General features: G+C 64.7%; 20 protein-coding genes. 4 read left to right on the top strand and 16 right to left on the bottom strand.

The window, feature by feature from the left end:
• Positions 1–39: 39 nt before the first annotated feature.
• From ACLBWL_RS17525 to ACLBWL_RS17515, 3 genes are read right to left on the bottom strand one after another with little or no spacing between them, the layout of a single operon-like run.
• Complete coding sequence (locus ACLBWL_RS17525; RefSeq protein WP_447795214.1) at positions 40–666, bottom strand: histidine phosphatase family protein; 627 nt, start codon at positions 664–666, stop codon at positions 40–42.
• A complete protein-coding gene (locus tag ACLBWL_RS17520; RefSeq protein ID WP_447795239.1) occupies positions 663–1,460 on the bottom strand; it encodes a 3-deoxy-manno-octulosonate cytidylyltransferase in 798 nt (265 codons plus the stop codon). The genes ACLBWL_RS17525 and ACLBWL_RS17520 overlap by 4 nt, the downstream gene beginning before the upstream one ends.
• 38 nt (positions 1,461–1,498) lie before the next feature.
• Positions 1,499–2,485, bottom strand: a complete 987-nt coding sequence (locus ACLBWL_RS17515; RefSeq protein ID WP_447795212.1) for a KpsF/GutQ family sugar-phosphate isomerase — start codon at positions 2,483–2,485, stop codon at positions 1,499–1,501.
• A 214-nt stretch (positions 2,486–2,699) separates the two neighbouring features.
• On the opposite strand from ACLBWL_RS17515, the gene kdsA reads away from it, so the two are divergent.
• On the top strand, positions 2,700–3,539 hold the full coding sequence (gene kdsA, locus ACLBWL_RS17510) for a 3-deoxy-8-phosphooctulonate synthase (protein WP_447795210.1): 840 nt from the start codon (positions 2,700–2,702) through the stop codon (positions 3,537–3,539).
• A 14-nt stretch (positions 3,540–3,553) separates the two neighbouring features.
• Here kdsA and ACLBWL_RS17505 read toward each other — a convergent pair whose 3' ends face one another.
• Entirely contained in the window at positions 3,554–4,714 is a 1,161-nt protein-coding gene (locus ACLBWL_RS17505; RefSeq protein ID WP_447795208.1) for a glycosyltransferase family 4 protein, read from the bottom strand.
• A 259-nt stretch (positions 4,715–4,973) separates the two neighbouring features.
• Positions 4,974–5,621 (bottom strand): outer membrane protein, encoded by a 648-nt coding sequence (locus tag ACLBWL_RS17500; protein WP_447795206.1) that lies wholly within the window; start codon positions 5,619–5,621, stop codon positions 4,974–4,976.
• A gap of 290 nt (positions 5,622–5,911) precedes the next feature.
• Here ACLBWL_RS17500 and ACLBWL_RS17495 point away from each other — a divergent pair, with 290 nt between their 5' ends.
• Positions 5,912–8,137 carry a glycosyltransferase gene (locus tag ACLBWL_RS17495; RefSeq protein ID WP_447795204.1) on the top strand — a complete coding sequence of 742 codons (2,226 nt, stop codon included), beginning with the start codon at positions 5,912–5,914 and terminating at the stop codon, positions 8,135–8,137.
• 83 nt (positions 8,138–8,220) lie between these two features.
• On the opposite strand, the gene ACLBWL_RS17490 is transcribed toward ACLBWL_RS17495, so the two are convergent.
• The 8 genes from ACLBWL_RS17490 to ACLBWL_RS17455 form a co-directional block, all read right to left on the bottom strand.
• Positions 8,221–9,006, bottom strand: coding sequence for a sulfotransferase domain-containing protein (locus ACLBWL_RS17490; protein ID WP_447795202.1), 786 nt, complete (start codon positions 9,004–9,006; stop codon positions 8,221–8,223).
• A 130-nt stretch (positions 9,007–9,136) separates the two neighbouring features.
• Positions 9,137–12,766 carry a glycosyltransferase gene (locus tag ACLBWL_RS17485; RefSeq protein ID WP_447795200.1) on the bottom strand — a complete coding sequence of 1,210 codons (3,630 nt, stop codon included), beginning with the start codon at positions 12,764–12,766 and terminating at the stop codon, positions 9,137–9,139.
• Positions 12,763–13,353: an ADP-ribose pyrophosphatase gene (locus ACLBWL_RS17480; protein WP_447795198.1), complete on the bottom strand. Its 591-nt coding sequence runs from the start codon at positions 13,351–13,353 to the stop codon at positions 12,763–12,765. The genes ACLBWL_RS17485 and ACLBWL_RS17480 overlap by 4 nt, the downstream gene beginning before the upstream one ends.
• Positions 13,335–14,501, bottom strand: a complete 1,167-nt coding sequence (locus tag ACLBWL_RS17475; RefSeq protein WP_447795196.1) for a glycosyltransferase family 4 protein — start codon at positions 14,499–14,501, stop codon at positions 13,335–13,337. Before ACLBWL_RS17475 ends, ACLBWL_RS17480 begins: the two co-directional genes overlap by 19 nt.
• The gene (locus tag ACLBWL_RS17470) at positions 14,498–16,282 is read right to left on the bottom strand and encodes a glycosyltransferase (protein ID WP_447795194.1); all 1,785 of its coding nucleotides are present in this window, start codon (positions 16,280–16,282) and stop codon (positions 14,498–14,500) included. The genes ACLBWL_RS17475 and ACLBWL_RS17470 overlap by 4 nt, the downstream gene beginning before the upstream one ends.
• A 110-nt stretch (positions 16,283–16,392) precedes the next feature.
• The gene (locus ACLBWL_RS17465; RefSeq protein WP_447795192.1) at positions 16,393–17,319 is read right to left on the bottom strand and encodes a GDP-L-fucose synthase family protein; all 927 of its coding nucleotides are present in this window, start codon (positions 17,317–17,319) and stop codon (positions 16,393–16,395) included.
• 209 nt (positions 17,320–17,528) lie between these two features.
• On the bottom strand, positions 17,529–17,768 hold the full coding sequence (locus ACLBWL_RS17460; protein ID WP_447795190.1) for a hypothetical protein: 240 nt from the start codon (positions 17,766–17,768) through the stop codon (positions 17,529–17,531).
• 416 nt (positions 17,769–18,184) lie between these two features.
• Positions 18,185–19,096 (bottom strand): FkbM family methyltransferase, encoded by a 912-nt coding sequence (locus ACLBWL_RS17455; RefSeq protein WP_447795188.1) that lies wholly within the window; start codon positions 19,094–19,096, stop codon positions 18,185–18,187.
• Between the two features lie 480 nt (positions 19,097–19,576).
• Between ACLBWL_RS17455 and ACLBWL_RS17450 the strand changes: the two genes are divergently transcribed.
• Positions 19,577–20,395 (top strand): ABC transporter permease, encoded by an 819-nt coding sequence (locus ACLBWL_RS17450; RefSeq protein ID WP_332801389.1) that lies wholly within the window; start codon positions 19,577–19,579, stop codon positions 20,393–20,395.
• A 29-nt stretch (positions 20,396–20,424) separates the two neighbouring features.
• The gene (locus ACLBWL_RS17445) at positions 20,425–21,549 is read left to right on the top strand and encodes a lipopolysaccharide biosynthesis protein (RefSeq protein WP_447795186.1); all 1,125 of its coding nucleotides are present in this window, start codon (positions 20,425–20,427) and stop codon (positions 21,547–21,549) included.
• Positions 21,550–21,989: 440 nt separating this feature from the next.
• Here the strand turns inward: ACLBWL_RS17445 and ACLBWL_RS17440 are convergent, their stop codons facing one another.
• The 3 genes from ACLBWL_RS17440 to ACLBWL_RS17430 all read right to left on the bottom strand — a co-directional run bounded on the left by ACLBWL_RS17440 (position 21,990) and on the right by ACLBWL_RS17430 (position 25,717).
• The gene (locus tag ACLBWL_RS17440) at positions 21,990–23,153 is read right to left on the bottom strand and encodes a polysaccharide biosynthesis/export family protein (RefSeq protein ID WP_447795184.1); all 1,164 of its coding nucleotides are present in this window, start codon (positions 23,151–23,153) and stop codon (positions 21,990–21,992) included.
• Between the two features lie 141 nt (positions 23,154–23,294).
• Positions 23,295–24,605, bottom strand: a complete 1,311-nt coding sequence (locus ACLBWL_RS17435; protein ID WP_447795182.1) for a glycosyltransferase family 4 protein — start codon at positions 24,603–24,605, stop codon at positions 23,295–23,297.
• On the bottom strand, positions 24,602–25,717 hold the full coding sequence (locus tag ACLBWL_RS17430) for a glycosyltransferase (RefSeq protein WP_447795180.1): 1,116 nt from the start codon (positions 25,715–25,717) through the stop codon (positions 24,602–24,604). Before ACLBWL_RS17430 ends, ACLBWL_RS17435 begins: the two co-directional genes overlap by 4 nt.
• Positions 25,718–25,764: the final 47 nt, after the last annotated feature.

Below are 25,764 nucleotides of genomic sequence, written 5' to 3'. Positions count from 1 at the left end.
CGCAAGCGTGCTGGTCGCGCGGGATCGATCATGCGCCGTTTACGGTCGCCGATCCCAGTCGACGAGTTGCAGACCGGCATCGCTGCGCCGGATGATCCCGAACGCGCCGGTGCGCAATTTCAAGCTGTCGCGCCCGTTCGCCTGCGTGATCAGTGCGGCGTCGGCGAGGAGCGCGAACCGCGCGGCGCCGTTGCTCGTGATCAACAGCGTCGTGCTGTACGCTTGCCCTATCGGGGTGGGCGCCGCGAAGAGCGCACGCCACCCCGCCAGCCGCGCCGGGGCATCGACGACCCACCCGGGAGGCGCGACGCCGTGCGTTTCCCACGCAGCCAGCGCGTCGCTGCCGATCCGCGCGATCACGTCGCTCTCGATCCGATCCTCTTCCGGCCCGTGATCGATCTCGGCGAGCAGCTGTGCGGGTGTGACGGTCGGCACATCGTCGAACGCGCCGCGGATCGCCTCCGCGGTTTCCCGCGTCCGTAGAAGCGGCGAACAGAGAATAGTGTCGAAGCGCCAACCCTGTTCGACGAAATAGCCTCCCAGCCGACGCGCCTGCTCATGCCCGCTGGCGACGAGCGGCAGGTCGGTTCTCGCACCGATCCTTCGCGGGGCTTCGTTTTCCCCAAACGTGTTGCCGTGACGGACGATGACGAAGGTTCGGATCACGACGCGTAAGGATCGCCGAAGCGGCGGATCAGATCCTCAGCGAGCGCGACGTCCTCGGGTGTGTCGATCCCCGATATGGCGTGCGTGGGGGGTGCGACCGCGATCGTCTGGATATCGAGCCCCATCTCGAGAAAGCGCAGCTGTTCGAGCCCTTCCAACCGCTCATACACAGTCGGGGGCATCGCCTCGAAGCGCTCCAGCGCGTCGATCCGATAGGCGTACAGCCCGAGGTGACGGAACACCGGCGACAAGGGCCCGCGCGCACGCAGATCGGCCTCGTCGCGGATCGCGGGGATGATCGTCTTCGAGAACCAGAACGCCCTGCCCGCGGCATCGCGGGCGCAGGTCGTACCGCTGAATGGCGAGCGCGCCTTGTGCGCCCGCATCGCATCGAGCGCCGGCCAGTCGAGCTGGACCACCGGGGTGACGCAAGCAGCCGGGCTTGCGCGCGCGGCCGCGATCAACGCGGCGACCATCGCGGCCGGAATGAACGGTGCATCGCCCTGGAGGTTGACGACGATATCCGGCCGTACGGCACGCTGCACCGCCGCGGCGCAGGCGCGCCCCGACCCCGACCGGATATCGCGTGCCGTCATCACCGCGTCGCAGCCGAGCGACCGGGCGTGCTCGGCGATGCGATCGTCATCGGTCGCCACGACCACATCGCAGCGGCCGGCGATCATGGCGGCGTCGCGTGCCACCCGGACGACGCGGTCCAGCAAGGACCGGCCGGCGATCGGGAGGAGGGGCTTTCCCGGTAACCGCGTCGAGCCGTATCGTGCAGGAACGACGATCAGGTCTGTGGGCGGGGGGGCAACAGGCTGCGCGGTATTCAGACGACGCCAGCCCGAAGCAGGTCATGCACATGCAGCACGCCCATCAGCTTGGTCCCATCGCACACGAACAGGACCATGACCGCGTTGGCGTTCATCGTGCGCAACGCCTCGGTCGACAGCGTCGTTGGCGGCACCGCCAGCGGGGTCGGCGTCATATGCGCCTCGATCGGATCCTGCAGATGCTGGGTCGCGAAGCTGCGCCGCAGATCGCCATCGGTAAACGCACCGACCAGATTGCCCTCGGCATCGACGACCGCGGTCGAGCCATAGCGTTTGCGGCTCATCTCGAACGTCGCATCCATCAGCGACGCACCGAGCCGGACCATCGGCACTTCCTCGCCCCGGCCCATCAACTGCTCGACGGTGACGAGCTTGGCGCCCAGCTGACCGCCGGGATGCAGCGACAGGAAATCCGATTTCGAAAAGCCGCGCTGCTCGATCAGCGCGATCGCCAGCGCATCCCCCAGGACCGCCTGCAGCGTCGTCGACGAGGTCGGTGCGAGTTCGTTCGGACACGCCTCGCGGACATGGGGCAGGACTAAGCAGATATGCGCGGCTTTGCCCGCGGTGCTGTCCGGCTTGGCGGTCGCGACGATCAGCGTGATGTCGAACCGGTGGCAATAAGCGATGATGTCGCCGAGCTCGGAGGTTTCGCCCGACCAGGTGATCGCGAGCACGATATCGCTCGGGGTAATCATCCCCAGATCGCCGTGGCTGGCTTCGCCCGGATGGATGAACAGCGACGGCGTGCCCGTCGAGGTCATCGTCGCGGCGATCTTGCGCCCCATGATGCCGCTCTTGCCCATCCCGCTGACGATCAGTCGACCGGAGGTTGCCGCGATTGCCGCGACCGATCGCTTGAACGCATCGCGGAGCGCGGAATCCTCCAGCGCGATTGCGAGAATGTTGAGCGCCTCCTGTTCGATCCGAACCGTTTTCAACGCCGATGCCAACGCCGCGTCGCCGACTTTACGCATTTCCATGGACTGCAACTCGTCACCTCGCCGGAGGGCCTCGTCATATCGCATATGGCGAAGCCGTCCCTTAAAAGATACACGACGGCCAGGAGCCGTCGCGCGGCGCATACTGCAAGTGTGACGGATGATCCAGTTTTTACAGTTCTCATGATCAGCCGTACCGATGTCGGTTTTATGCCGACAATTGTTACGGCCATGAAATGACGAAGGGTTAAGATAGATGCAATTGTGCGGCAAGGTGGTGGGTTCGACCGAACCTTTGTTCCTGATCGCGGGCCCCTGTGCGATCGAAAACGAGTCGCTCGCGCTATCGACCGCCGAGACGCTGAAACGGATCGCGGACCGGCTGGGGATCCTGCTGATCTATAAAAGTTCGTTCGACAAGGCCAACCGCAGTTCCGGACTGTCGTTCCGCGGGCCGGGGATGGACGAGGGCCTGCGGATCCTCGCCAAGGTCCGCTCGGAGATCGGCGTGCCGGTTCTCACCGACGTCCATACCACCGAACAGGTCGCGGCGGTCGCCGAGGTGGTGGACATGCTCCAGACGCCGGCGTTCCTGGCGCGCCAGACCGATTTCATCGCGGCGGTCGCGGCCTGCGGCAAGCCGGTCAACATCAAGAAGGCACAGTTCATGGCGCCGGGCGACATGACGAACGTCATCGACAAGGCGCGCCGCGCCGCGACCGAGGCAGGTTGCGATCCCGACAGCTTCACGGTGTGCGAGCGCGGCGCGACGTTCGGCTACAACAACCTGGTATCGGACATGCGCAGTCTGGCGATCATGCGCGAGACCGGGTGCCCGGTGGTGTTCGACGCGACGCATTCGGTGCAGCTGCCGGGCGGGCAGGGCGATCGCTCCGGTGGCCAGCGCGAGTTCGTGCCGCTCCTGGCGCGCGCCGCGGTCGGTGCCGGCGTCGCCGGCCTGTTCATCGAAACGCATCCCGACCCCGACCAGGCTTTGTCGGACGGCCCGAATGCCTGGCCGCTGGGTGATATGGAGCCGTTGCTGTGTCAGCTGATGGCGATCGACGCGGTGGTCAAGGCGACACCACTGCTCTGACCTTATCGGCAACTTCACCGGGCGGGGAGGGTGGCCAGCCAGCGTTCGACGATCGCGAAATGCCCCTCCCAGCTTGGTGCCCGGTACGCACGCATTGCCGCGAGCTGCCGCGTGCGCTCGGGGGAGGGGCCGCAGAAATCGAGGATCGTGCGCTCCCATTCGCCCGCATCATGGACGGGGATGAAGGTCGGGATCGTATCCGCGATCTCGCGAAACACCGCGAGGTCGGAGGCGATCACCGGCGCGCCGAGTTGCAACGCCTCGATCACCGGCATGCCGAACCCCTCGGCGAACGACGGCATCAACAGCGCGCGCGCGCCCTTCAACAGCCCCGCCAGTTCGCGGTCGTCGCAGCGGCCGCGTTCGATCACCATGCCCTGCAGCGCGATGCTCCGGTCTAGCAAGGCGAACGCGCCCTCGGCTTCCCAGCCTCGTTGCCCGACCAGCACCAAGCGCGGTGCGGCGTCGCCAAGCCGTTCGACCAGTCGCTTCCACACCTGCAACAGCAGCAGGTGGTTCTTGCGGCCCTCGATCGTGCCGACGACCACGAAATAGGGATGGTCGGCGGGCGTCGGCGCGACCTCGGGCGGCAGCACGTCGCCGGCCAGCCACGCGGCGACCATCGGCGGGCTGGGCAGGCGATGCGCCGTGGCAAAGTCGCGCAATGCGGTCAGCGTGGCCTCCGAATTGCCGATGATCCCGCTTGCGCTGAGCAATGCGTTGGTCATGCGCTGGACGTGCCGGTCGGCTTCCCCCGGCCGGCAGAACTCGGGTGTCTCGATCGGAATGAGGTCGTGGATCAGATGGACCGCGCGCAGACGATGGTGCGCGATCCAAGTCACCAGGCTGTCGTCGTTCAGCCCGGTATGGCCGATATTCAGATAGAGCTGACCGGGCTGCGGCGTGCTGGCGAACGCGCTCGGGATCGCTTTGCCCAACACCGCGATCAACTTCTGCCGCGACGGAGGCCCCGGCGCGACGAACAGCGCCATCAGGCGTCGCGAATTGGCCACGGTTAGCACGATCCGGCGTCGCTTCCACTGGATGACCGCCTGCGCGCGTGGACCGAAATGCTCGACATACGCCAGGCATACGCGGTCGATTCCGGTCGGCAGCCGGCCGGACCAGTAGCGCCAGATCGAGCGGCTGACGTCGATCAATATGGGGGTCGCCACGGCAACGTCGTTCCGAGCGGGGGCGGGCGGGCGGTCAACCATGGTCATGGTCGATGGTCGCCGATCTCGCGATGGGCCCGGCACAAGGCCCGGTAGGGAAATTGCACGTATCTGTCCTCGAAACCCGACGCAGGACCACGTCGGAATGTGGCTCACCGAGGAATGCCACGGCTGCCGCTAGCGAGATCGTCCCTAGCGGCAGATTGCCTGTCGGCAAAGAAACGCCATCGACGGTCGAAACCGCCGATGGCGTCATCGCTTACTTGAAGCGGATACCGATGCCGCCCATCACGCGCTGGCGCGAGGTGTGGTCGTCATACTGCGAGTAGACATACTGCGCGTTGACGTAGAGACCCGAAAGCGGCCCCTGGAAACGGTTCGCCATCGAGGCTTCGACGCCACCGCCGACCTGATAGCCGTCGGTGTTGAAGTGGTTGTAGAAGCTGGTCTGGCCAGCCGGTGCGTCGAAGCGCTTGCGCTGCTCGTTGGTGACGTAACCGCCCTTGGCGAACACGAGGAGCTGCGGTGCGACCAGAACGCCTGCGCGAACGCCGACGCCGTATTCCTCGAACGACTTGTGGCAGATCGACCCGCCCGAAACGCCGGCGGTGCAGTTTTCACCAAAGCCGCTCGAACGCCAGTAGGTCGCTTCCGGCCCGATCACGATCCGGTCGCCGATCTGGCCATCGAAGCCGATGCTCGCGCCGTAGCCGAACTTGTCGTCGTGGCGGCCCTGCGACTGGAAGCGATCGCCGCCAGCGTTACCTTCGATGCGGAAACCGCGGAACGAGGTCGAACCGGTATCGGTTGTGGTCTGGGTCGTGTCGGTCGCCGCATCCTGTGCGAAAACTGGGGTAGCAGCGGCCGCAAAGCCCGCGATCGCGCAGAGCGCAACGATTTTACGCATGGAAACATCCTTCATTGGTACGGTAGACGACGTTGAAACAGCGGCGCTGGCGGGACGTTCCCCGCCTAACTTAGAATAATCGGAGCGTGACTTTTCGGCCACAGGGTCACCCCGCCATTTGGTTCCCCGTATTTCGGCTTCGTTAAATTTTGGTTAGCCGATCGATATCCGGCGGGCAGGCCGGCGGGCAGGCCAGCCGGCAGGGGCGTGCCCCGATCATCAGGGCACTTCACCGGTCGGCGCCCTAAAACCTCTGTCAGCCGCCTTTCCGGCGCGCTAGGGCCGGCATCATGCGATCAATCAAATGGTGGTGGATCCGCGTATCCGCGCAATTACCGCTCAGCGCGCGCTCGAACGGCATCCGTGTACACCGCGCCACAGCCCGTCATATCCGCGCGGGAAATGCCGCGCGAGACCGGCAGGACTGGCGCGACGCGGCCATCGCCTACCGCCATGCGCTGACGCGCGAACCGCATCTCCAGCATGTGTGGGTGCAACTCGGCCATATGCAAAAAGAGGCGGGTGACATCGACCAGGCCACCCGCGCCTATGAGGAAGCCGCGCGCCTGAGACCCGATGATACCGAACCGCTCCTTCGGCTCGGTCATCTGGCAAAAGCATGGCGCCAGCCGATCGATGCAGCGGAGTATTTCATCGCTGCCCTGCAACGCGACCGCCATAATCTGCAGGCGGTCTCCGAACTCGTGCGCCTTCTCCCCGATCGCGACGATATCGAGCCGGCATTGTGGTCGACCGTGCTCGACGTCCTGGAGATCGAGCCGAACGACCGGATATCGAACGATACGGGTCAATTGCCCGCGGGGGCGGTGGTGCTCGACGTGACCGACCTGCTCGCCTTTTTCGGCCAGCGCCGGCTGCCCACCGGCATCCAGCGCGTTCAGATAGAAGTGTCGCTGGTCGGCCTCGAGCAGATGTTCGATCCACGGCCGGTATTCTGCGTCTATTCGAGCGCGAGGCGGGGCTGGATCGGGCTGTCGCACGAGCATTTCGACACGCTCTGCCGGCTGGCCAAGCAAAGCGACGACGTCCAAGACCCGGCCTGGACCCGCCAGCTCGACCGGATGTACCGGAAGATTGCCGTCGCGCGGACGCTGCGATTTTCCCCGTCGACCGCGTTACCGTCGACCGCGTTACCGTCGACCGTGTTGGTGAACCTGGGGACGTCGTGGGCGGATCGGAACTATCTGCTCGATGTCCGCAACGTCCGCGCGCGTGACGGGGTGGTGTACGTCCCACTGGTGTTCGACCTGATCCCCCTGATCGGGCCGCAATGGTTCATGCAATCGCTGGTCCGCGATTATCGCGCCTGGTTCGGGTCGCTGCTCCATTCCGCCGACGGGTTCCTGGCGATTTCGCAAGCCACGCGCGCGGATCTGGTGCGTGTCTCGGCGGAATGGCGAGCGCCTGTCCCACCGGCATCGGTGCCGGTCGTCCGCCTCGACGGCGATTTCCGCCAGGCTGCAGCCGATGCCGCTTCGCTGCACGTTTATGGCCTTGAAGCGGGCAGCTACGTGCTGCTCGTCTCGACGCTCGAGCCCCGCAAGAACCATCGGACCGCGTTCGAAGCGTGGCTGGCGCTTGCCGATACGCTGGGCGAGGCGCGCGTTCCCCGGCTCGTCTGCGTCGGTGGTCGCGGCTGGCTCAACGAGGATCTGCACCGCATGCTGCGCGAGCGGCCGGCGCTGCGGCGCATGGTCCTTATCCTGCACGGGATTCCCGACGACACCCTGGCCGCGCTCTACGAGCATTGCCTGTTCGCGCTGTACCCCAGCTTCTACGAGGGATGGGGGCTGCCGGTCTCCGAAGCGCTGTCGTACGGCAAGGTTCCGGCGATCTCGCGCGTGTCGTCGCTTCCCGAAGCCGGCGGGCGGTTCGCACATTATTTCGATCCTGACGATGCCGACGCTATCACCGCGACGGTCCGTGCGCTGCTGGACGCGCCGACGCGGCTCGGCGCCGAAGCGGCGATCCGTCAGGACTATGTACCGCGCACCTGGCGCGGGATCGCGCAGGATGTCGTCGCCCAGGCAACGAGCGTCGCGTCGCGCGTGCAGGATACGCTGCCTCGCCTCGCCGATGCCGGGACATGGACCCTGGCACTCCCGCACCAGACGGACAGGCTGGAGACGGACAGGCTGGAGACAGGCAGGCTGGATCGACCGTCGACAGAGGCATGGCAGGGCGAAGCACTCCGCCATGGCCGGGCATGGCAGTCACCCGGTCTTTCGGGGTGCAGGATCGACGGGGACGATGCGGCGCTGTGGTTCCATTGGGCCGGTCGGCACGGCGCAATGCTGCATATTCATTTCGCGCCGGGACGGGACGATGCCACCGCCGAAGTCGGGATGGACGGCGTCGAGCGGACGTGTCGTATCCGGCCCGGTATACCGGCGATCCTATCCTGGCCGCTGCCGAATGCCGCTGAGAATATATGGATCACGATCGCACCGGTTATCGGCGAAGTGATCGTCGAAAAGATCGAGATCACGCTGTAGGAACGGCTACCGGGCAGGGCAATATCCATAACCCCGGCCAACCGGGCCAAAGGATCGGACTCCCCCGAATATCCGTACGGAACCTAGAGATTATATCCAAAATCGCCCATCAAGTCGCGAAATTTCACCGTCAGCTTTTCTATAGTATCCTGTTGCAGCTTGTTGCCATAATCGCCCGGCGTTCCGCGACGGATATGCTTTGTCGGATCCTCCACGACCGGGCGAATGTCATGTCCATTAGCCACAACATCTATAATGTCTTTACTTATCGGAAATCCGATATGGGTCATGATCCGATCTAGCCAGACCGACTTTTGAAAGAAAATATCTTCGTACCTGACCATGAGTAGGTTTTTGTCGAATATCTTTTCTCTGTATTGACGTATTTTTTGATGCAGCACGTCTGCATGAGCGAGCACATATTCGTCGATGCCCATATGGCTATCGCGCCTGTGATATTCGACCAGCTCTTCGGCATTGTTATTGGGAAGCCTGTGGGAAAAATGCTTTCCACCAAATGAAAAATATTGCGACGTCAGTATGTCCCTGGGGTCTCTTATGAGAAACACCTTGTTGACTTCGCCAAGCCGTGCGTAATTTTCCAAGATTGCGGGAAACAACCTAAACCCGAAATAGATATATCCCGATGTGAACATCGGGATGATATCTTCGTCTGATTGCCAGTTGTCATCCCCGATACCTTCTAGGAACAAGATGTCAGGTATCGATATTGCCGGCAGATTGCACCTGCTACAGATATCTTCCAGCATGCCAAAAAGCAAAGAGCTTCCGGCCTTGTGCACGGAAAAGACAAAAGACTCGCTACCGACACCGGGTGTCGGCATTTTTATGATCGAACTATAGTCCATGCGGATTTTCGCTGGTTCTATATCGTGTCATCACTGCACCCATGTATCCTGATATTGGCGAATAGCCCCGCCTCCCATGGAGAAGACAGGGCTCAGCCTTGACTCAACAGGGGGCGAACCGTGCCTGTTCTCAAGAGGGTTCTACCATGGCTTCGCATAAAATGAAGCCAAGCTCCTGCCCAGGCGGACGCAGCACGTCGCTGAGTTCCAACGTTATGTCGACATCTCCCGTCGGCCAGTCCACCAGCCACGTGCGACGTTCGACGTGACCGATCGGCCCCGCCAGGGGCGCGCACCAGTCATAGGCCCGGCCCGCAATCACCGGCCGCACGCGCTGATCGCGGATGCCCGCAGCCATAGCCAGCCGTAATTTTCGCGGTCCGCCGACCATTGCCCGCATCCGGATCTGGCAATCATAGCCAAAACTCCACCGGAAGGGCGCATGCAGTCCCTCCTGCGGCACCGCCGGCTCTTCGGGCAGAAAACCCGTCAGGCGTTGCCAGTCGCCATCCATCTCCAGCACCGGCGTCGGCCAGGCAGCCGCGGGGACGAGCGAAAGCCTGGTCTCTTCCCAGCCTGGCGTCATCGATACCGCCTTGCCGGTCGCGCTCAGCCCGATCACGTGGAGGAGCGGGAGGTCGGCGCCACCATGCCGCTCGACCCTGACACGGGTCGGGCCAGCATCGTAGACGCCGGCCACCAATACCGTATCGACACCGTCCTCGCCGAGACAGAAGGCCGCTGCACCGTCGCCGGCATAAACGGTTCCTGCGTCACCCGGCGTTCCCCGGAGATGCAGCCGCAGGCCCGAAACGTCGGCATGGTCGAAGCAGGCGACGATCTCCGCCTCGCGTCCGCCGATCGACAGGCCGTTTTCGCCGTCCGCGCCGATAAAGGGTCGTTCATTGCCCAGCACGGCGAGCGTTGCGGACCCGGCGATCGGATCGAACCAGCCGGGTTGATCGGTATCCCGATAGGATCGTACCCATACCGCTCCGCCGCGCAAATGCAGGGGCGACGATCCGCCGATACCGCGAAAATCGGGACAACGCTCGTCGATCGCGCTGGCGAGCGCGACCAGCGAGCGCGTGGCCACGATCAGGTCGCGCAATCGCCATGCATCTTCCGCCATGGCCTGCCGGCCTTGCGGCGCGATCCCCGCATCATCGAGATCGCCGTCGGGGCGCAGGACCGCCCCGCTCTGGTCGAGGACCATGAGCCCGCAGGCCCATGCCGCGCCTGCGAGCATCGTTCCACCACGCTCGGCGACGACCGCGGCATCCGCGGCGCTGAGCAGATACGACAGCAACAGCGGATCGGCGACCGTGCCCAGCGCAAGCACCGCGCATCCCGGCACCGGCGCGGACGGACTATGGCCGAAATTCAGGATCCGCGACGGGCCATCCACCATCGCCGCCACGTGCGCGATTGCGGTATCCGCGGCTTCCGCGGATGGCTCCGCGATGCAGACGATCCGCTCGTCGAGGGCAAAGCCGAGACGCTCGCGCGCCTCGCGTCGATTGCGCGGGAGGAGCAGATCGGTATCCACCGCCAACGGCAGGTCGACCGCCCAGTCGCCCTCGCGGGCAAGACGAAGCTTGCCGCCATCCTGGGTGATCGTCATCGTCGCAGCGGATCGATCGGCGAGCCCGTGCGAGGCGATGCTCAGGGCACCGGGCGGTAGCATCGGTACTGGACCCGCGCCGACGACGACGTGTCGCGCGTCATAGCCAAGCAGCGCCAGACCCGCCGCCAACAGCGCGGCCGGCGTCCGTCCGAGCATCGGTTGGTCGCCGTCGAGCACCCATATCACCGACGGATCGCGCGGTTCGATGCTTGTCGCGACGGTCTGGGCGAGCGCGCTGCCGACCCGGAGCACCGCGGTCGTTTCCGCCGTGGCGCGGTACAAGACGGGTGCAGCCCCCGGCGTACCCGACAAGTGCAGCGAGCGGCCCATCGAATCCCGCGCGTCGACGAACCCGGCCGCAGCGCCGGCACCGGTCGCGTCGAGCAGCGCCGCGGCCGCGTCGATACCGCGCGGCGTCACCACGGACCCGCGCTGCAGGATCAGCACGTCGGCGTGGCCTGCGGCGTGGAGCATCTGCCGCACCAGCGCCAACTCGATGCGCGAACCGCCACTATCGATGCAGCCGGCGATACGATCGCCCCGGGCACGGACGACGCGGTCCAGCGCCGCGCTTTGCGGATCGCGGACGACGAAAATCGCCGTGCCCGCCGGTGCGACCGCGTCGCAGCCGGCGAGACTCAGGTCGAGCAGATCGGGCTCGTCGTCCTCGCACAGGATCGCGATCGCCAGCGCCGGACGATCGGGCCGCGTCGGCTGGGCGGGGGGAAGGACCGGTCGGCGCAGGAACGCCTCGTCAGTACTCGTCGCTTCGCACCGGATCAGCAATATGGATCGTGCGTCGGGAGCGCCATCATAGCCGATGAACAGGCTGTTTTCACCCTGTTCGAGCCACCGCACGGTCTCGATCACCTGATCGACCAGGGGGATGGGTGGCTCGAGCGTGATCGGCTGCGGTTCGCGCGTGCCGATACCGAGACCGATGACGATATCCTTGCGGCTCGCCCGCAGCGTCAAACGGAGCCGATAGCGGCCGGTCGCGCGTACGAGGATGGAGATTTCGGCGCGGCAACCCTCGATCCAGCGAATACCGCCTGGGAGCTGATATTGCGGATATGGTCCTTCCGGTGCAGCGAACCCCGCCACCGGACGACAGACCGCGCTGAGTTCCGGTCGACCGTCGCGCAGGAGCGCAGGGGCCGTGAGCATCGCGGGGTCGTAGGCGGTCTCGATCCACCGCGCGCTCGCCTGGTCGAACGTGACGATCGTGCCGAGCACGCTCAGCCGGCTCGTGTCCGACAGGGCCGCGGCGGTATCGATCTCCCGCCGATAGGCGTCCATATCCCCCGACAACTGCCCGACGCGACGGCGATGATACCCCGTCAGCGAGTCGACGGTGTAGTGCCCGGCGACGCGCGCCATGCGGCGCCAGAGATCCCAGTCGCCGGCCAGACGAAACGCCGGATCGACGCCCCCGACCGCGTTCCAGACCCGTCCCGAGAAAAAGGTCCCTTCCTGCATCAGGAACGACAGCGTGCGACCATCGTGAAGGCCGTCGGCCAGGGCCTTGCGCGCGTAGGGAAGCGCCGGGGCCAGGACGATCACCGCGCCCGCTTCGTTGAGCAGGGCGGTCCGGCCGCTGAGGAATTCACACCCGGGTATGTTCTCGAAAACGCCGCCCACGGTGACCAGCGCGCCTTGCGCTAAGCCGTCGTCGCTGTTGATCCAGGTCAGGATATCGGTGTCCTGCGGCGCCAGTCGGGCAAACCCACGCTGCAACGCGTCGTACATCCCGCCATCGCGCTCGGACTCGAAGCTGAAGACGATGTCGCCCGCATGAGGGATGTAGAGGCCCTCGCGCAATCGGCGGTCCCACGCGCGCAGCTTGTCCAGCGTGCCGTCGGTCGAGCCCCCGTCCTGGACGTGATAATGAAGCGCGTAGCCGGGATGCCCCTGTGCCAGCACCGAGGCGATCGCCTCGTCGATGAATGCCTCGGCATTGAAGACGGGCGTGACGATCAGGAAGCGTCGCTGGCCTGGTTCCGGCAGCTGCTGCGGCGTGCGCCGGTCGTCAGTCGTTTCGACCGGCTCGTCGAAATGCGATTGCGGCAAGGCGGCCGACCCTTGAAGGAGCAGTCGAACACGATCGGCAAGCGCCACATAGGCCTTTTTCAAGCGAACAGATCCGGCCGACGCAGGCGCAGCGTCTGGACGAGAATCAGCGTCTTGCCGTCGAGCAGTTGCCCGTTGTCGGCATCCTGCGCCAGCCGCGCCAGCGGGAGTTCGTGGACCATGATATTCTCGTGCTCGTCGTCACACCCGCCACCTTGGCCGGTTCGATCCGCCATAGTATAGGGGGCAAGGAATAGATCCAGACGTTCGGTCGAAATTGACGGCATCGTCCACAGACAGACGACATGCTCGAGCGCGCCGAGTTCGACGCCTGCCTCTTCCATCGCTTCGGCACGGATACGCGTGGCCGGATCGGCATCGTCGAGCCGGCCTGCGATCACCTCGAGTACCGAGCCGGCCCCGCCGAGCATCACCGCGGCCCGCGGCTGCGAAATGAGCAGGGCGGTCCGGCGCTCGGCATCATAGGGCAGCACGGCCACGCCGGGTCCGTGATCCTCGACATGCCGCTCGACCAGGGCGCCATCGGGCATTTGCATGATCACCCGGTCGACGTTGATCCATCCCTGCAGAACCTTTTCGACCGACGCGACGCGCGCGGCTTCGATCACCGTCACGCGGATGGCGCCCATGTATTGACGTCGACCGCCGCCTGCAGTCGGCGGAGCGACTGCCAGGTCTCGGCAAAAGCCCGGTAATCGGCATCGTCACCAAGCGTGGCCGTCTCGCGCGCCACGTCGGCGATCGTCGAGACTAGCGTGGACCAGTCGAACCGCGCGGCCTGCTCCAGACCGGCGCGGCGCAGATCGGCACGCACCGACGCCGACGTCAGCTTTGCGAGTGCGGCCGCCATCTCCGGCCGGGAGGTGCCGTCGATGATCACGCAGGCATCCCCCGTCACCTCGGGCAGCGATCCCCGCGCGGTCGTCACGACCGGGCACCCGCAGGCCATCGCCTCGAGCACCGGCAGGCCGAAGCCCTCGTACAGCGAGGGATAGATCAGGCCTGCCGCACCCGACAGCGCAGCCGCGAGATCATCGTCGGACACCTGGATCCGCGTGACCTTCACCGCCGGAGGCAGTGCCGCAAGCTTTTCGAGCGCGATCGTCGGCTCGCCGCCAATGCACAGGATATCGAACGCATCGATCCCGAACGTCGCCACCGTATCGAACAGCAGAGCGCCGTTCTTGTAGTTGAGATGCTGCTCGCGCGAACCGACCGTCACGAGATAGGGGCGCTGGTCGAAACCGACCCGCTGCCGGAACGCCGCGACCCGCTCTTCGTCGACCGGGTGGAACACCGCGCGGTCGAAACCCGGATGCGCGACGTCGACGTGATCGAGCGTCGGATAGCAGGTCAGCAGGTCCTCGCGCGTGCTCTGCGAGATTGCAATGTGCCGCCTGGCATAAGCGATCGCGACGGCCTTTTCCTGCCAATGGCGGTGCGTCAGATCGAACTCGAACAACTCGGGGATCATGTCGTAGACGACCAGAAACATCGGCGTCGACAAGGGTGTCGTGTAATAGGTCGATGTGAAGACATCGATGTCGTAAAAGTCGCAGATGCGCTGGATCAGCTCGCTGTCGTCCGCGGTGTAGAGATCCTTGTAGGTGGCAAACGGGATCCGCATCACGCCCTCGAGAGGCGGCATTCCGCCGCGGTCAAGCACCAGCACCTCGATCCCCTCGATCGCGGCCAGTGCGGGGAGGACCGACTGCCAGACGCGGGCGATGCCCGAACTGGCAAGCTGGAAGAACACACCATCGACAAGAAGCTTCACGCCACCACTCCTTCGCGTCGCGTACCAAGCGCAAGCAGCGCGGCCTGGACGATATCGTAGCGACGCCCCTTGCGCAGGGGTGCCGCGTCGATCTCCTCGACGCGTACGAGGAATTCGTCGTCGCAAATCACGAGCATGGGCGAGACGATCTTGCGATAGAGATCACGCGACACCGCGTTGGCTTCGACAGCGCCGCGCGTGTCGGGGCGCGTCGACATGCCGTCGGGATTGACGAAATAGGCGGCATGAGCCTCGTTCACCTTATAGAAGATCTTGCCGGCCGCCCGGCAACGCAACCAGAACTCGAAGTCGGCGGCCGACTGGAGCGACTGGTTGAACAGGCCGACGTCGCGGTGCACCGTGGCGCGCCACATCGGCGCGTTGTGCGGACTGTTGAACTCCATCAGATTATACCGGCTGACGACCGGCAGGTCGCTGCGGAAGTCGCGTTTCGCGATCTCGTCGAACGGCAACCGGGGGTCGAAGCAGTACAGGACATCCTGATAGGTCACATCGACGAAATCGAGCGTGTCGAGCACCGCGGCCTGGATCTCGAACGAGTCGTTGCGGCGGATATCGTCGACATTGGCATTGGTGAGGTACCGCCCCCTGGCCAGTCCGACCCCGATATTCCACGCTTCGTAGATACTGACGCGCGCATCCATCCGCTTGTAGACGATGTTGGGAAAGTCCCGCTGGAATTCCTCGATGATCGCCTGCTCGCCCTCGGGGGAATTGGCATCGATGATGATCAGTTCGCAATGCGTCTTGAAGATCGTCTGCGACGTCATGTTCTCGAGGAAGGAACGGATGAACGCGCCACCGCGATAAAGGCTGGTGATGATACTGACGACGCAGTCTTCGGTGGGCCGCAGACGAACCGCGCTTCCGGCGCCGAGGACATCGTGCCTGATGCCGGTCTTGGCGACCGCCTTTGTATCGGTCCGCCAATCCGCGAGGGTCACGGCGCCGCGCGACCCGAATATATACGCGAGATGGGGATTATTGGCCTGCTGTGGCGGCGCCAGGCGTTTGCGCGCCTCGTCGCCGAAGAGCTGCCAGACCAGCGGCGAGATATCGAGTTCCTGCTTGTCGACCATGCGTCGATAATGGTCCACCTCCGCCGCGGAGGCGCCGCGACCCAGCACGATTTCGAATGCGAGCTGGACCTTCGTACCCGGCACCACGTCGAGCGCGCCGCGGATCAGCTTGGCCTCGGTACTTTCGCCGATGCCGAAAACCACATTGGACAGACGGCCCCCGTTACTGGCCACGCCACGCCAGTTTTCCAGGTCTCTCGGTCCAGGCATTCGGCCTAGCGCGAGCCGGTACATGATCTCGATCGTCCGGTCGATCGAGGCGTCGTCCTCTACCGAATCCGGCAGCGGCTGGGGGGGGAGCAAGGCGTCCCGGAGCACCGCGGCGAGGTCGGTACCGCGCTCGAAATCAGCGACCCGCAACCCCACCTCATAGGCCGAGGGGGGATCGTGCCTGGCCGCTTCGAGCGCGTACGTCACCACCGCGGCAATGTCGGCCCGATCGATCGCCAGCATCCCTTCGGGCAGGCTTGGCTGGGCTGGCTCGGCCGCTCGGGCCTGAACAGCCATCGCTTCTTCACTATGGGCGATCCCCAATACGGCCGCCATCGCGCCCTCGTGCTGGATACATGCGCTGTGCACGACCACTTCGCCATCGCTCGGCGCCCGACCGAGAAACGCACGATATAATTGCCGTACCAGATCGGCCATCTGGTTTGCAGGTACGTCATGCTCGATAGTCATCAACACATTCTCGCGATCGAAAGGAGCGGTTACGAAACGGCGCCTGCACACCGGCGCCTACCGGCTGCGACGCCGTACCGGACTCGGCAGCCTTGAAATCCTCCCAGGCCTCACTCGGCCCTGGAGGCCTCCAGGAACGCGGCAACCGTCGAGCGGATGCCGTCGACGAGTTCAATCTTGGGGGACCAGCCAAGCGCGCGCAGGCGGCTCGAATCCATCACCTTGCGAGGCGTGCCGTCGGGCTTGCTGGTATCGAACGCCAGGTCGCCCTCGTAGCCGACCACCGACGCGATCGTCTCCGCCAGTTCGCGGATCGTGACTTCCGATCCACTGCCGCAGTTGATGTGCTCATAGTCGGTGTAGTTGTCGTGGCAGAAGACCACGCCCGCGGCGAGATCGTCGACATGCAGGAACTCGCGCATCGGCTTGCCCGACCCCCAGACCTGGACGGTCGGGCTTCCCTCGCGCTTGGCGTTGACGATCTTGCGGATCAGCGCGGGCATGACATGGCTGCTGCGAAGGTCGAAATTGTCGCCCGGGCCGTACAGGTTGCACGGCATCACCGAGATGTAGTTGCGGCCATATTGGCGCATATACGCCTGGCACATCTTCAACCCGGCGATCTTGGCGATCGCGTACCATTCGTTGGTCGGTTCCAGGCTGCCGGTCAGGAGACTATCCTCCTTGATCGGCTGTTCGGCGAATTTCGGGTAGATGCAGGACGACCCCAGAAACACCAGATTGTTGACTGCCGCAAGATGCGCAGCGTTGATCGTGTTAACCTGGATGCACAGATTGTCGTACAGGAAGTCTGCGGGCAATGTGTCGTTGGCCATGATCCCGCCGACCTTGGCCGCGCAGAAGATGATCGAGGAGGGCTGGTTCTGCTGAACCCAGTCGCGCACGTCGCGCTGATTGGTAAGATCGAGATCCGCACGGTCGACGGTGAGCACACGCCGTCCCTGTGCTTTGAGCGCGCGCGTAACGGCACTGCCTACCATGCCGTTATGGCCAGCGACCCAGACAAGCTCGTGCATTCAATACTCCACCGGAAACGCCTGTGCTACCATAGCCGTCTGCGCCGTCCAAGCTGACACCCCATAGGGGTCCCGGTTTCTTGTTCAACCTCAAGCTTGTAACGGACTTCGATTTCGCAGGCCGCGCCATCGGTGGCGCCGCTCCTGCGATCGGCGTCGTTGATCCCTCGCCACCTGGCCCGAGATGAACGGCGCCGCGGTATTCGCAATTATCCTGCGCGTCCGATGATGACGCCAGGCAGGTCGTTTCCGCTACGATCGGTCAGGTCGAGCGTCGCGGGAGAGGTCCCGATCAGATTAGGTGTAGACCAGCGGTCGCCGGTCTGCGCGAGTTTGGCGCCCGTCATGCCCGGTACGATGGTCGTACCGAACGCGGTGATCGCCCGCGTAGCGGCGGAGTAGGCAATCGTTGCGGAATCGCACAGGCCATAGCTGACTCGCGCAGGCATGGCCTGTGTGGTGTTCGCCGTGACGAGCCCTGTAAAACTGCGATCGCGGGTAAAATCGAATACGGGCTGATACGCCGAAGGAGACGGGGTCGGGGTCGGGGCTGGCGTTGGGGTTGGTGCCGGCGTTGGGGTCGGCGAAGGGGAGGACGCCGTGGTCAAGGAAGCGCCGCCACAGACCCTCAGAAGGAACAGACAGGCCATCGGCAACGGTGACTTCATGGCAAGCCCCATCCGTCTGTTTGCTACAACCTTATCCCCCAGCTCGATTTGAACAGGTCGGCCCCGCCATCCCGGTTTTCCCGCCCTGCCACATCTTCGGAGTCCATTACCACGCCGGTAGAGGACATAGCTTCATATCCGTCCGGTGAGGCTTCATATCCGTCCGGCGAGCCGCTGGGGGTGCCGCCGCCCCCGGTTCAGCGCACCAGCAGCAGCATGACGTCTTCGGTCGGCGGTGCGGCCAGGATTGCAGCGCGGGTGGTCGGCTGTATGCCGGCCTCCAGCGTGATTTCCGCCAGCGTGAAACCATCCGCGACGATCTGGTCGATGAACGCGCCCGGATCGTCGTATCGCATCCGCGCGAATTCGAGGACGATCGTCAGCGGCCGCGCCGCCTGCAGGATCCCCGCCATCCCGCGCCAGATCGCCAGTTCGGACGTATCGGCGTCGATCTTGATCAGATCGGCATCCAGCAACGCGGCAAAGCTGTCCAGCCGACAGGTCCGCATCAGGCGGGTCTCGGTCGCCTGATCGTCCGAGACCGGATGATCGGCGGGCAGCAGATGGCCGTTCTTGGGTTCGTCGGTCGGCACGACCAGCACAACGTCGGTCTCGGCGTCGGCCAGCGCCTGCTCGTACACCGTTGCGACAGCGTGAAAGCCGTTGATGGCGATGCTCTGCGTCATCCGCCGCGCCAGATCGGTGTTCGGTTCGAACGCGTGGACATGGCCGGTCGGCCCGACCAGATCCGCCATCAGCAAGGTGAAATAGCCGAGGTTGGCGCCGACATCGACGACCTTCATGCCCGGCTTGATCAGCGTCGCCAGCAGCTCGGTGAGCCACATCTCCCAATAGCCGTCGAGCAGCAGATGGCTCGACAGGCCGACGTCGGTCGTATCGACGATCATCTTGTACCGGCCCAGCACCCGGCACAGCGAGCGGTTGTCGCCAAGATAGGCGTTGGCGCAGAGCTGACGGATCACCGCCTCGTTGCGCTGACGCGACTGCGTCAGCAGATGCTCGAGATGGAACAGACGGATGCCCGCCTCGGCGGTCGATCGACGATGAAGGCGAGATACGATACTCGACAGAACGGAAGACTGATTCATGCGCGTCGCCTTATGGCAGGTCGCATCATAAGGCGACCATTTACCCGGCAGGATGGTCCGTCATACCGGCGGATGCGACGAAAAACCGCTGCGGTTCGGCGTGGGCAAACCAATCCCGGCATCCGGCATGGGGTAAACTTGTCTCTGCGTGTATCGTAGACTAGACGCCGCCTGGTGCTGAGCAGGGTGTGTTTTTCGATCGCGACGGCGTTGCACAGGCAGGGCATAGAATGCCTTCAATCGACGCGATATCGATGGAAGTGCCCTTTCCCTACCGCAATTTGCTGATATTGCGCGACCATGGACAGTTTCCTGAACATGCAACTCTTTCGGGCAGGCTGAAATGGCTGACGTGCTTTCCTCACGTGGGCCGCGGGGCGCACCGTATCGCCACGCCAAGCCGTCTTGCGCAAGCCAGCGCCGCGTTGCTGCATTACATGCGTCGCGCATGCCCTCCCCCCGCCCCGTGGATGCTCGGGCATGACGATGATTTCGGATACCTCGGGGTCGACCGGAGACCGTGGCTTCTGGCGCGGCCTGAAGGTGCAGGGCGATGTGATCGGCGCGCTGCTGATGCGCGAACTCCATACCCGCTACGGTCGAGAGAATATCGGGTATCTATGGATCTTCCTAGAGCCGATGACGCTGGCAGGCGCAGTCGCGTTGCTGCATATCGGTGGCGGATCGTCCCACGGGACGGGTATCAACCCGATCCCCTTCGCTATCCTTGGGTACACGCTTTTCATCATGTTCCGCGGCATGGTCACGCGCGCTGACGGTGCGCTGGAAGCGAACATGCCGCTGCTGTACCATCGTCGCGTCACGATCTTCGACATGATGTTCGCGCGTGCGTTGCTCGAAGGCGCGGGTACGATCGTCACGTATGCCGTACTGATCGGCTTCGTCATGATCATCAATCTCGCATCGTTGCCGGCACGCCCGTTGGAGCTCCTGATCGGGATCATCCTGATCTTCTGGTTCTCGTTTGCGGTCTCGCTGCTGATCTGCGCCTGGACGCACGACAATCGGCTGGTGGCACGATTTGTACACCCCATTACCTACATATTGATGCCGCTATCGGGCGCCTTCTATCAGCTGGCTTGGATCCCCGAGCCGTATCGAACGTGGCTTACGTGGTTTCCGCTGACCACGGTCTTCGAGTTGCTTCGCTACGGCCAATTCAGCGCCGCGAAGGATACGTATGTCGATATTCCTTACATCGTCGGCTTCTGCCTCGTGCTGACATATGCCGGGTTGGTGTCGATCCGGGTGACGCGGCGTCGCATTCATCTTCACTAAGGTAACTAGACTTGGATAACGTTTCTTCATTGGACCGGTCAGGACGCGGCGGTGCGCTACTTGGGTGGCTGCGTACCCATCGCAACTGGTGCCTGATCGTTCTCGCGCCAACGCTGCTGATCGCTGCCTATTATTATCTGGTTGCGGCCGATCAGTACGTATCCGAGGCGCATTTCGTCGTGCGCACATCGGATACGCAACCCGCTGCGCCGAGCGGACTTGGCCAGGCATTGAGTTTGGTGGGCGGGGCTTCGTCCGAGCGCGATGCCTTGCTGGTCGCCGATTATCTAAAGTCGCACGATGCCGTCGCTGCCTTGCAGTCGCGGATCGGGCTTGCCCAGCGTTTCCAGCGTCCCGAGGCCGATATCGTCTCGCGCCTGTGGTATGCGAATCCCACGCCCGAACAGCTCCAGAAATATTTTGAAGGCAAGGCCGAGGTCGAGGTCAGCACCGAGACGGGGATCACCACGTTGAAGGTGCGCAGCTTTCGACCGGAGGATTCCTATCGGATTGTCCGCGAGATGATCCAACTGGGCGAAGCGCGGGTGAACACGCTCAATCGTCGCAATTACGCCAATGCTGTCGCCGCGTCGCAGCGCCAGGTCCGCGAAGCCGAAACCAACCTTGCCCAGGTCCAGGGCCAGATCACCCGATTCCGGCGAGACGAGCGCGATTTCAACCCGCAGGTGACGGGCACCTCACGGACCAGCATGGTATCCGAACTGCAAGGCCAGCTTGCGGTTGCCCGGGCGCAGGAATCGTCGATGGCGGCGGTCCTGTCGCCCAACAGCCCACAGCTGGTCGCGACCCGGCAGCGCGTTGCCGCACTCTCCCGGCAGGTCAACGCGGAAACCGCGAAATTGTCGCAGGGGCCCGGCAATGTCGCTGCCGGCATGGGGGCCTACGAGAACATCAAGATCCGCCAGGAATTGGCTGGCAAGCGGTTCGAGCTGGCGTCCGCGGCGTTGCAGCGCGCCGAAGACGAAGCCCGGCGACAACAGCTGTATGTCGTGCCGGTGGTCGATGCCAATCTGCCGGTCCGCGCGCTGTATCCGGAGCGTACCAAGATCGTCCTGACCGCGTTTCTCGCGCTCCTGCTGATCTATGGCATCGGCTGGTTGATCACCGCGGGTGTCCGCGAACACGCAGCCTGATACGGCTCGCACCGGCCGGTGTGGAGACGCACCGGCCGGCAGGTCGTCCGACGGGCGCGCCGCTCCTACGCCGCGCCTCTTTCCCCCACGTTGTCCGTCCAAGGTGTGCGCTCACGTCTGAGCGCCCCGCGTGGAGGTCTGCCGAAGCACGTGGTGATTGTCGCAGCAGGCGGCCTGCCGCAAGAACTCCCCCTAGACCGAACGGGGGGACAAACGGCAAGGCTGCCGCGCGCATGAGCGGTATCGATTAAAGACGAGATCGGTGGCTGCCAGCCCAGCAACGGAACCGAGGCCCGACACGAACCGGCGTTGTTTGGCGCGGGGCAACTCGTACCGCGGGCGCGCGAAACATCGGTGACACGAACGATGGCCGCCCGTTGCAGGCACGGGGCTTGGCCGCCCATGCATGATCGGTGCGCGGCGGCGCACCGATCATGTCATCAGCGCGTAGCGTTCTGGACGGCGATGACCGGCGAGAACAGCTGACCCAGCGCCTGGACCAGCTTCAACGGCTGGTTGGCGGAGGCGTTGGCGATATACACCACGTCCTTGTCGCGCATCGCGAACTGCTGCGCCAGGAAGTAGTTCTGCGCGCGCAGCATATCGATCCGGTAGACGATCGGTTTGACCGTCACGGGCGCCGCCCCGGCCTGCTTGGGTTGAAGCGCCGCCCCGGCCGGCAAGCGGAAGACGAACACCGAGCGGGGATCGGCACGACCGTCGTTCGGCCCGCCGGCACGCGCCAACGCCTCTGCCAGCGTCAGCGTGCGGCTTTCGAAAGGAACCTGCGATATCCGGTCGATCGCACCGAAGACGGTGAAAGTGCGCGGCTGCCGGATCAGCTCGATCCGGTCCCCGCCGAGCAGCACCAGATCGTCCGGCGACCCCGACACGATGGAGTCGAGCGGTTGTTCCACCGTGCGACCGTAGCGGGTAAAGCGGACGATCGAATCCTGCGTGCCGGTCCCGGTCGCGGTCGACGAACCGGATTGCGCCGCACGCGAAATGCCCCCCGTATCCGCGATCACATCCAGCAGACGTTCCCGCGCCAGCGTCAACGGTATCCGACGCGGATTGGTGACCGCGCCCATCACGACCACGGTATTCGCGACGTTGCTGCGCAGCGAAACGATCACTTGCGGGCTTTGCGACTTGCCGCGCAGACCGGCGAGAATCTTCTGCTGGACCTGCGCGAGCGTCAGCCCGGTGACCTGAATCGTTCCGACATAGGGCACGGTGATATTGCCGTTGCGATCGACAGTGATACCGCCGAGCGCCTCGCCACTTGCGGACGGCGCTTCGCCGCCACCCGCCATGCCCGCGCCCCCGGCGATGCTCGCCCGGCCACCGAACAGCGAGACGCCGACTTCGTAGATTTCGACCGACAGGACATCGCCTGGCCCCAAAGTGTCGACGAAGCCGTCGGCCGCCAGCGTGGCCAGCGCACCGCTCGGCACGTCCACAGTCGACAGCGCCGCGATGTTACCGGGCGCGATGTCGACGAGTTGATACCCGATATCGTTCGCCTTGGTCGCGTCATGCGTAATCTGGCTGCCGGTCGGCCCGTTGCGCGGCAGCGTGGCACACGCACTCATCGCCGTCATCACCAGCAAGGCAAGGCCTGGTCGAACGACCCGCGCCGTGTGCATAACACGCATTATCTTCACTCCAGTGTCACCAATCGCAGCTGCGGAATATCGTCGAATGGTCACGTTCGATCCGGGAGCCTGCACCTTGCCACGCGCCTAGCGCGTCGCGACCACTTGGTAAAGTTGACGAATGCGCTCGGCGAAGGAGGGACCCGAAAAGGTCGCCGCCTGGATCGGCCCGTCGTGCGACAGCCGGTCCCGCAATGCGCCATCGGTATCGAGCCGACGGATCGCATCGACCATGCCGTCGACGTCGTACGGATCCACCGCGAGCGCCGCATTCCCGGTCACCTCGGGCAACGCACCGGTCGTGCTCGACAACAACGGAACACCGGCCGCCAGCGTCTCCAGCGCGGGCAGCCCGAAGCCTTCGTAGAGCGCCGGGAACAGGCTTGCCTTGGCGCCGTGCAGCAGATCTGTCAGCAGCGCGCGCGGGACATAGTCGATACGGCGGATCCGATCGACCCCGGGCAATTGGCGGCCGTGCGCACTGCCGAGCAGCTTCAACTCGCGCTCGGCATGCCAGGCCTCGGCACCGACGATCACCAGCGGGGTCTCGAGATCGGCCTCGAGATACGCCTGGATCACGCGCCCCAAATTCTTCTTGGGCTCGATCGCGCCGAAGAACAGGAAATAGCCCTTCATCTCGAGGTCGAACAGCCGTCGCAGCCGGCCGGCCAGCCCGGCGGGCTCGCGCAGCGGGGGGATATCGCTCGACTGATAGCAGTTGGTGACGCGGTCGGGATCGGCGCCCAGCAGTTCGATGATATCGTCGCGCGACTTTTCGGACACCGTGACGATATGATCGCCGCGGGCGACGCAGGCGCGCGCGAGCCGGTCGTAATAGCGCTTGTCCTCGAGACTGGCGCGCGGCAGCCGCAACGGCACGAGGTCGTGCAGCGTGTAGATGTTGCGCGCGCCGGCGATGCGAAGCGGCAGCGGGTAGGTCCAGTGCATGATCGTCGGCGGGTTGGGCATCCGCAACGTCATGAACGTGCCGTAGCGGCGGAAATGCCGCGCGCAGACGTCGTAGATTTCGCTCAGGTTGAACAGCCGGTCGAACCGCGGCAACCGGTCGCCCGCATCCGCCATGATGGCGCGGCCGGTCACCGGGATCTCGATCAGGTCGTGTGCCAGCGGATGGACCCGCCAGCGCCGCACGCGTTTGCGCCAGGTCAGGCGATTGGAAACATCCGCCCCCAACTGCCCGAAGAACAGAGATTCCCGAAGATCGACATCGGCCTTGCGCGGGATGTTGACGCCGAAGACGAGGTCGACCGGATAGCCGAGCCGGTCGATCGCCGCGGCTAGGTTGCGGCCATAGGTGGCAACACCGGTGCCCTGCGGCAACGCGAGATTATAGCCATCCAGGCCGATCCGGATGGGTGATGAAGCGTGGTCGGTCATGCCATCCCGTACAGGGATAGCAGGCGCCGTGCATAGGGGCCGAGCGCAAAGTGTCGCGCGCGCTGCCGGCCGAGCCGCGCCAGACGGTCGCGCAACGCCGCATCGCCGTCGATCGCGAGCAGCGCGATTTGCAGCGCGGACAGGTCGAGCGGATCGACCAGCAACGCCGCGCCGTCCGCGACCTCGGCCAGCGCTGCGACATCGGCCGCCAGCACCGGCGTTCCCAGCGCCATCGCCTCGGCCACTGGCAGCCCGAAGCCCTCGGCGAGCGACACGAAAACGAGCGCGCGCGCGCCAGCGATCAGCTGCAGCACGCGACCGCGCGGCTGCAGCCCGAGCCGCACCGCGCCGGGGGTCGCCGCGATATGGTCGTCGATGCCCGCTGCATCCAACCCATCGGGTCCCGAGATCACCAGCGGCGTCGTAATTCCGCTGGCACGGTAGGCATCGAGCAGGCGGTGCAGATTCTTGCGCGCTTCGACCGCGCCGACATAGAGCAGATACTCGCCTTGGCGGAGGTCGCCGGGCAGCGGCCCCTTATCGGCGCCGTCGACGTCGATCGCCTGGTGGCAGCACGTCACGGTATCTGCGTGCCAGCCCATCCGGGCGACGATCTGGGCGCGTGCAGCCTCCGACACGGTCGCGAATTCGCCGCCCGACGCCCGCAATGCATCGAGCAGGCGACGCAGCCGCGGGCCGTTGACCGGACTGGGGATCGCCGGATCGAGCGGCAGCACGTCATGGACGGTATACAGATTGCGCCAGCCCAAGACGCGCAGCGGCAGCGGATAGGTCCAGTGCATGATCCCGGCGGGGCCGGGTAGCGCGATCGGCATTGGTTGCTTGTGGATGTCGAAAAACACCTGCGCCTCGCGAAAGACGTCGGGTACGAGGAAGCCGTGCGTGCTCATGATCGCCGCGCGGCGCCACGGGCGCGCGGCCGCCAGTAGCTTGCCGATCTGCGAACGGCGCACCGCCGGACCGCCATCCTCAAGGATCGACGGACGAAGGCCCGCATCCCGCAAGGCGCCGATGAGATTGCGCGCGAATTGCCCGACCCCGGTACCGGCGCCGCCATCGGACACCATCCGCCCGTCGATACAGATCGGCACGCCGCGCGGTGTAGGTCCGGCTAGCGATGCGTCTCCGTCTCTTCCGG

The sequence above is a fragment of the Sphingomonas sp. M1A8_2b genome, assembly GCF_053345535.1.
Note: the sequence above shows the minus strand (reverse complement) of the source record. Positions and strands in the feature narration are given on the sequence as shown.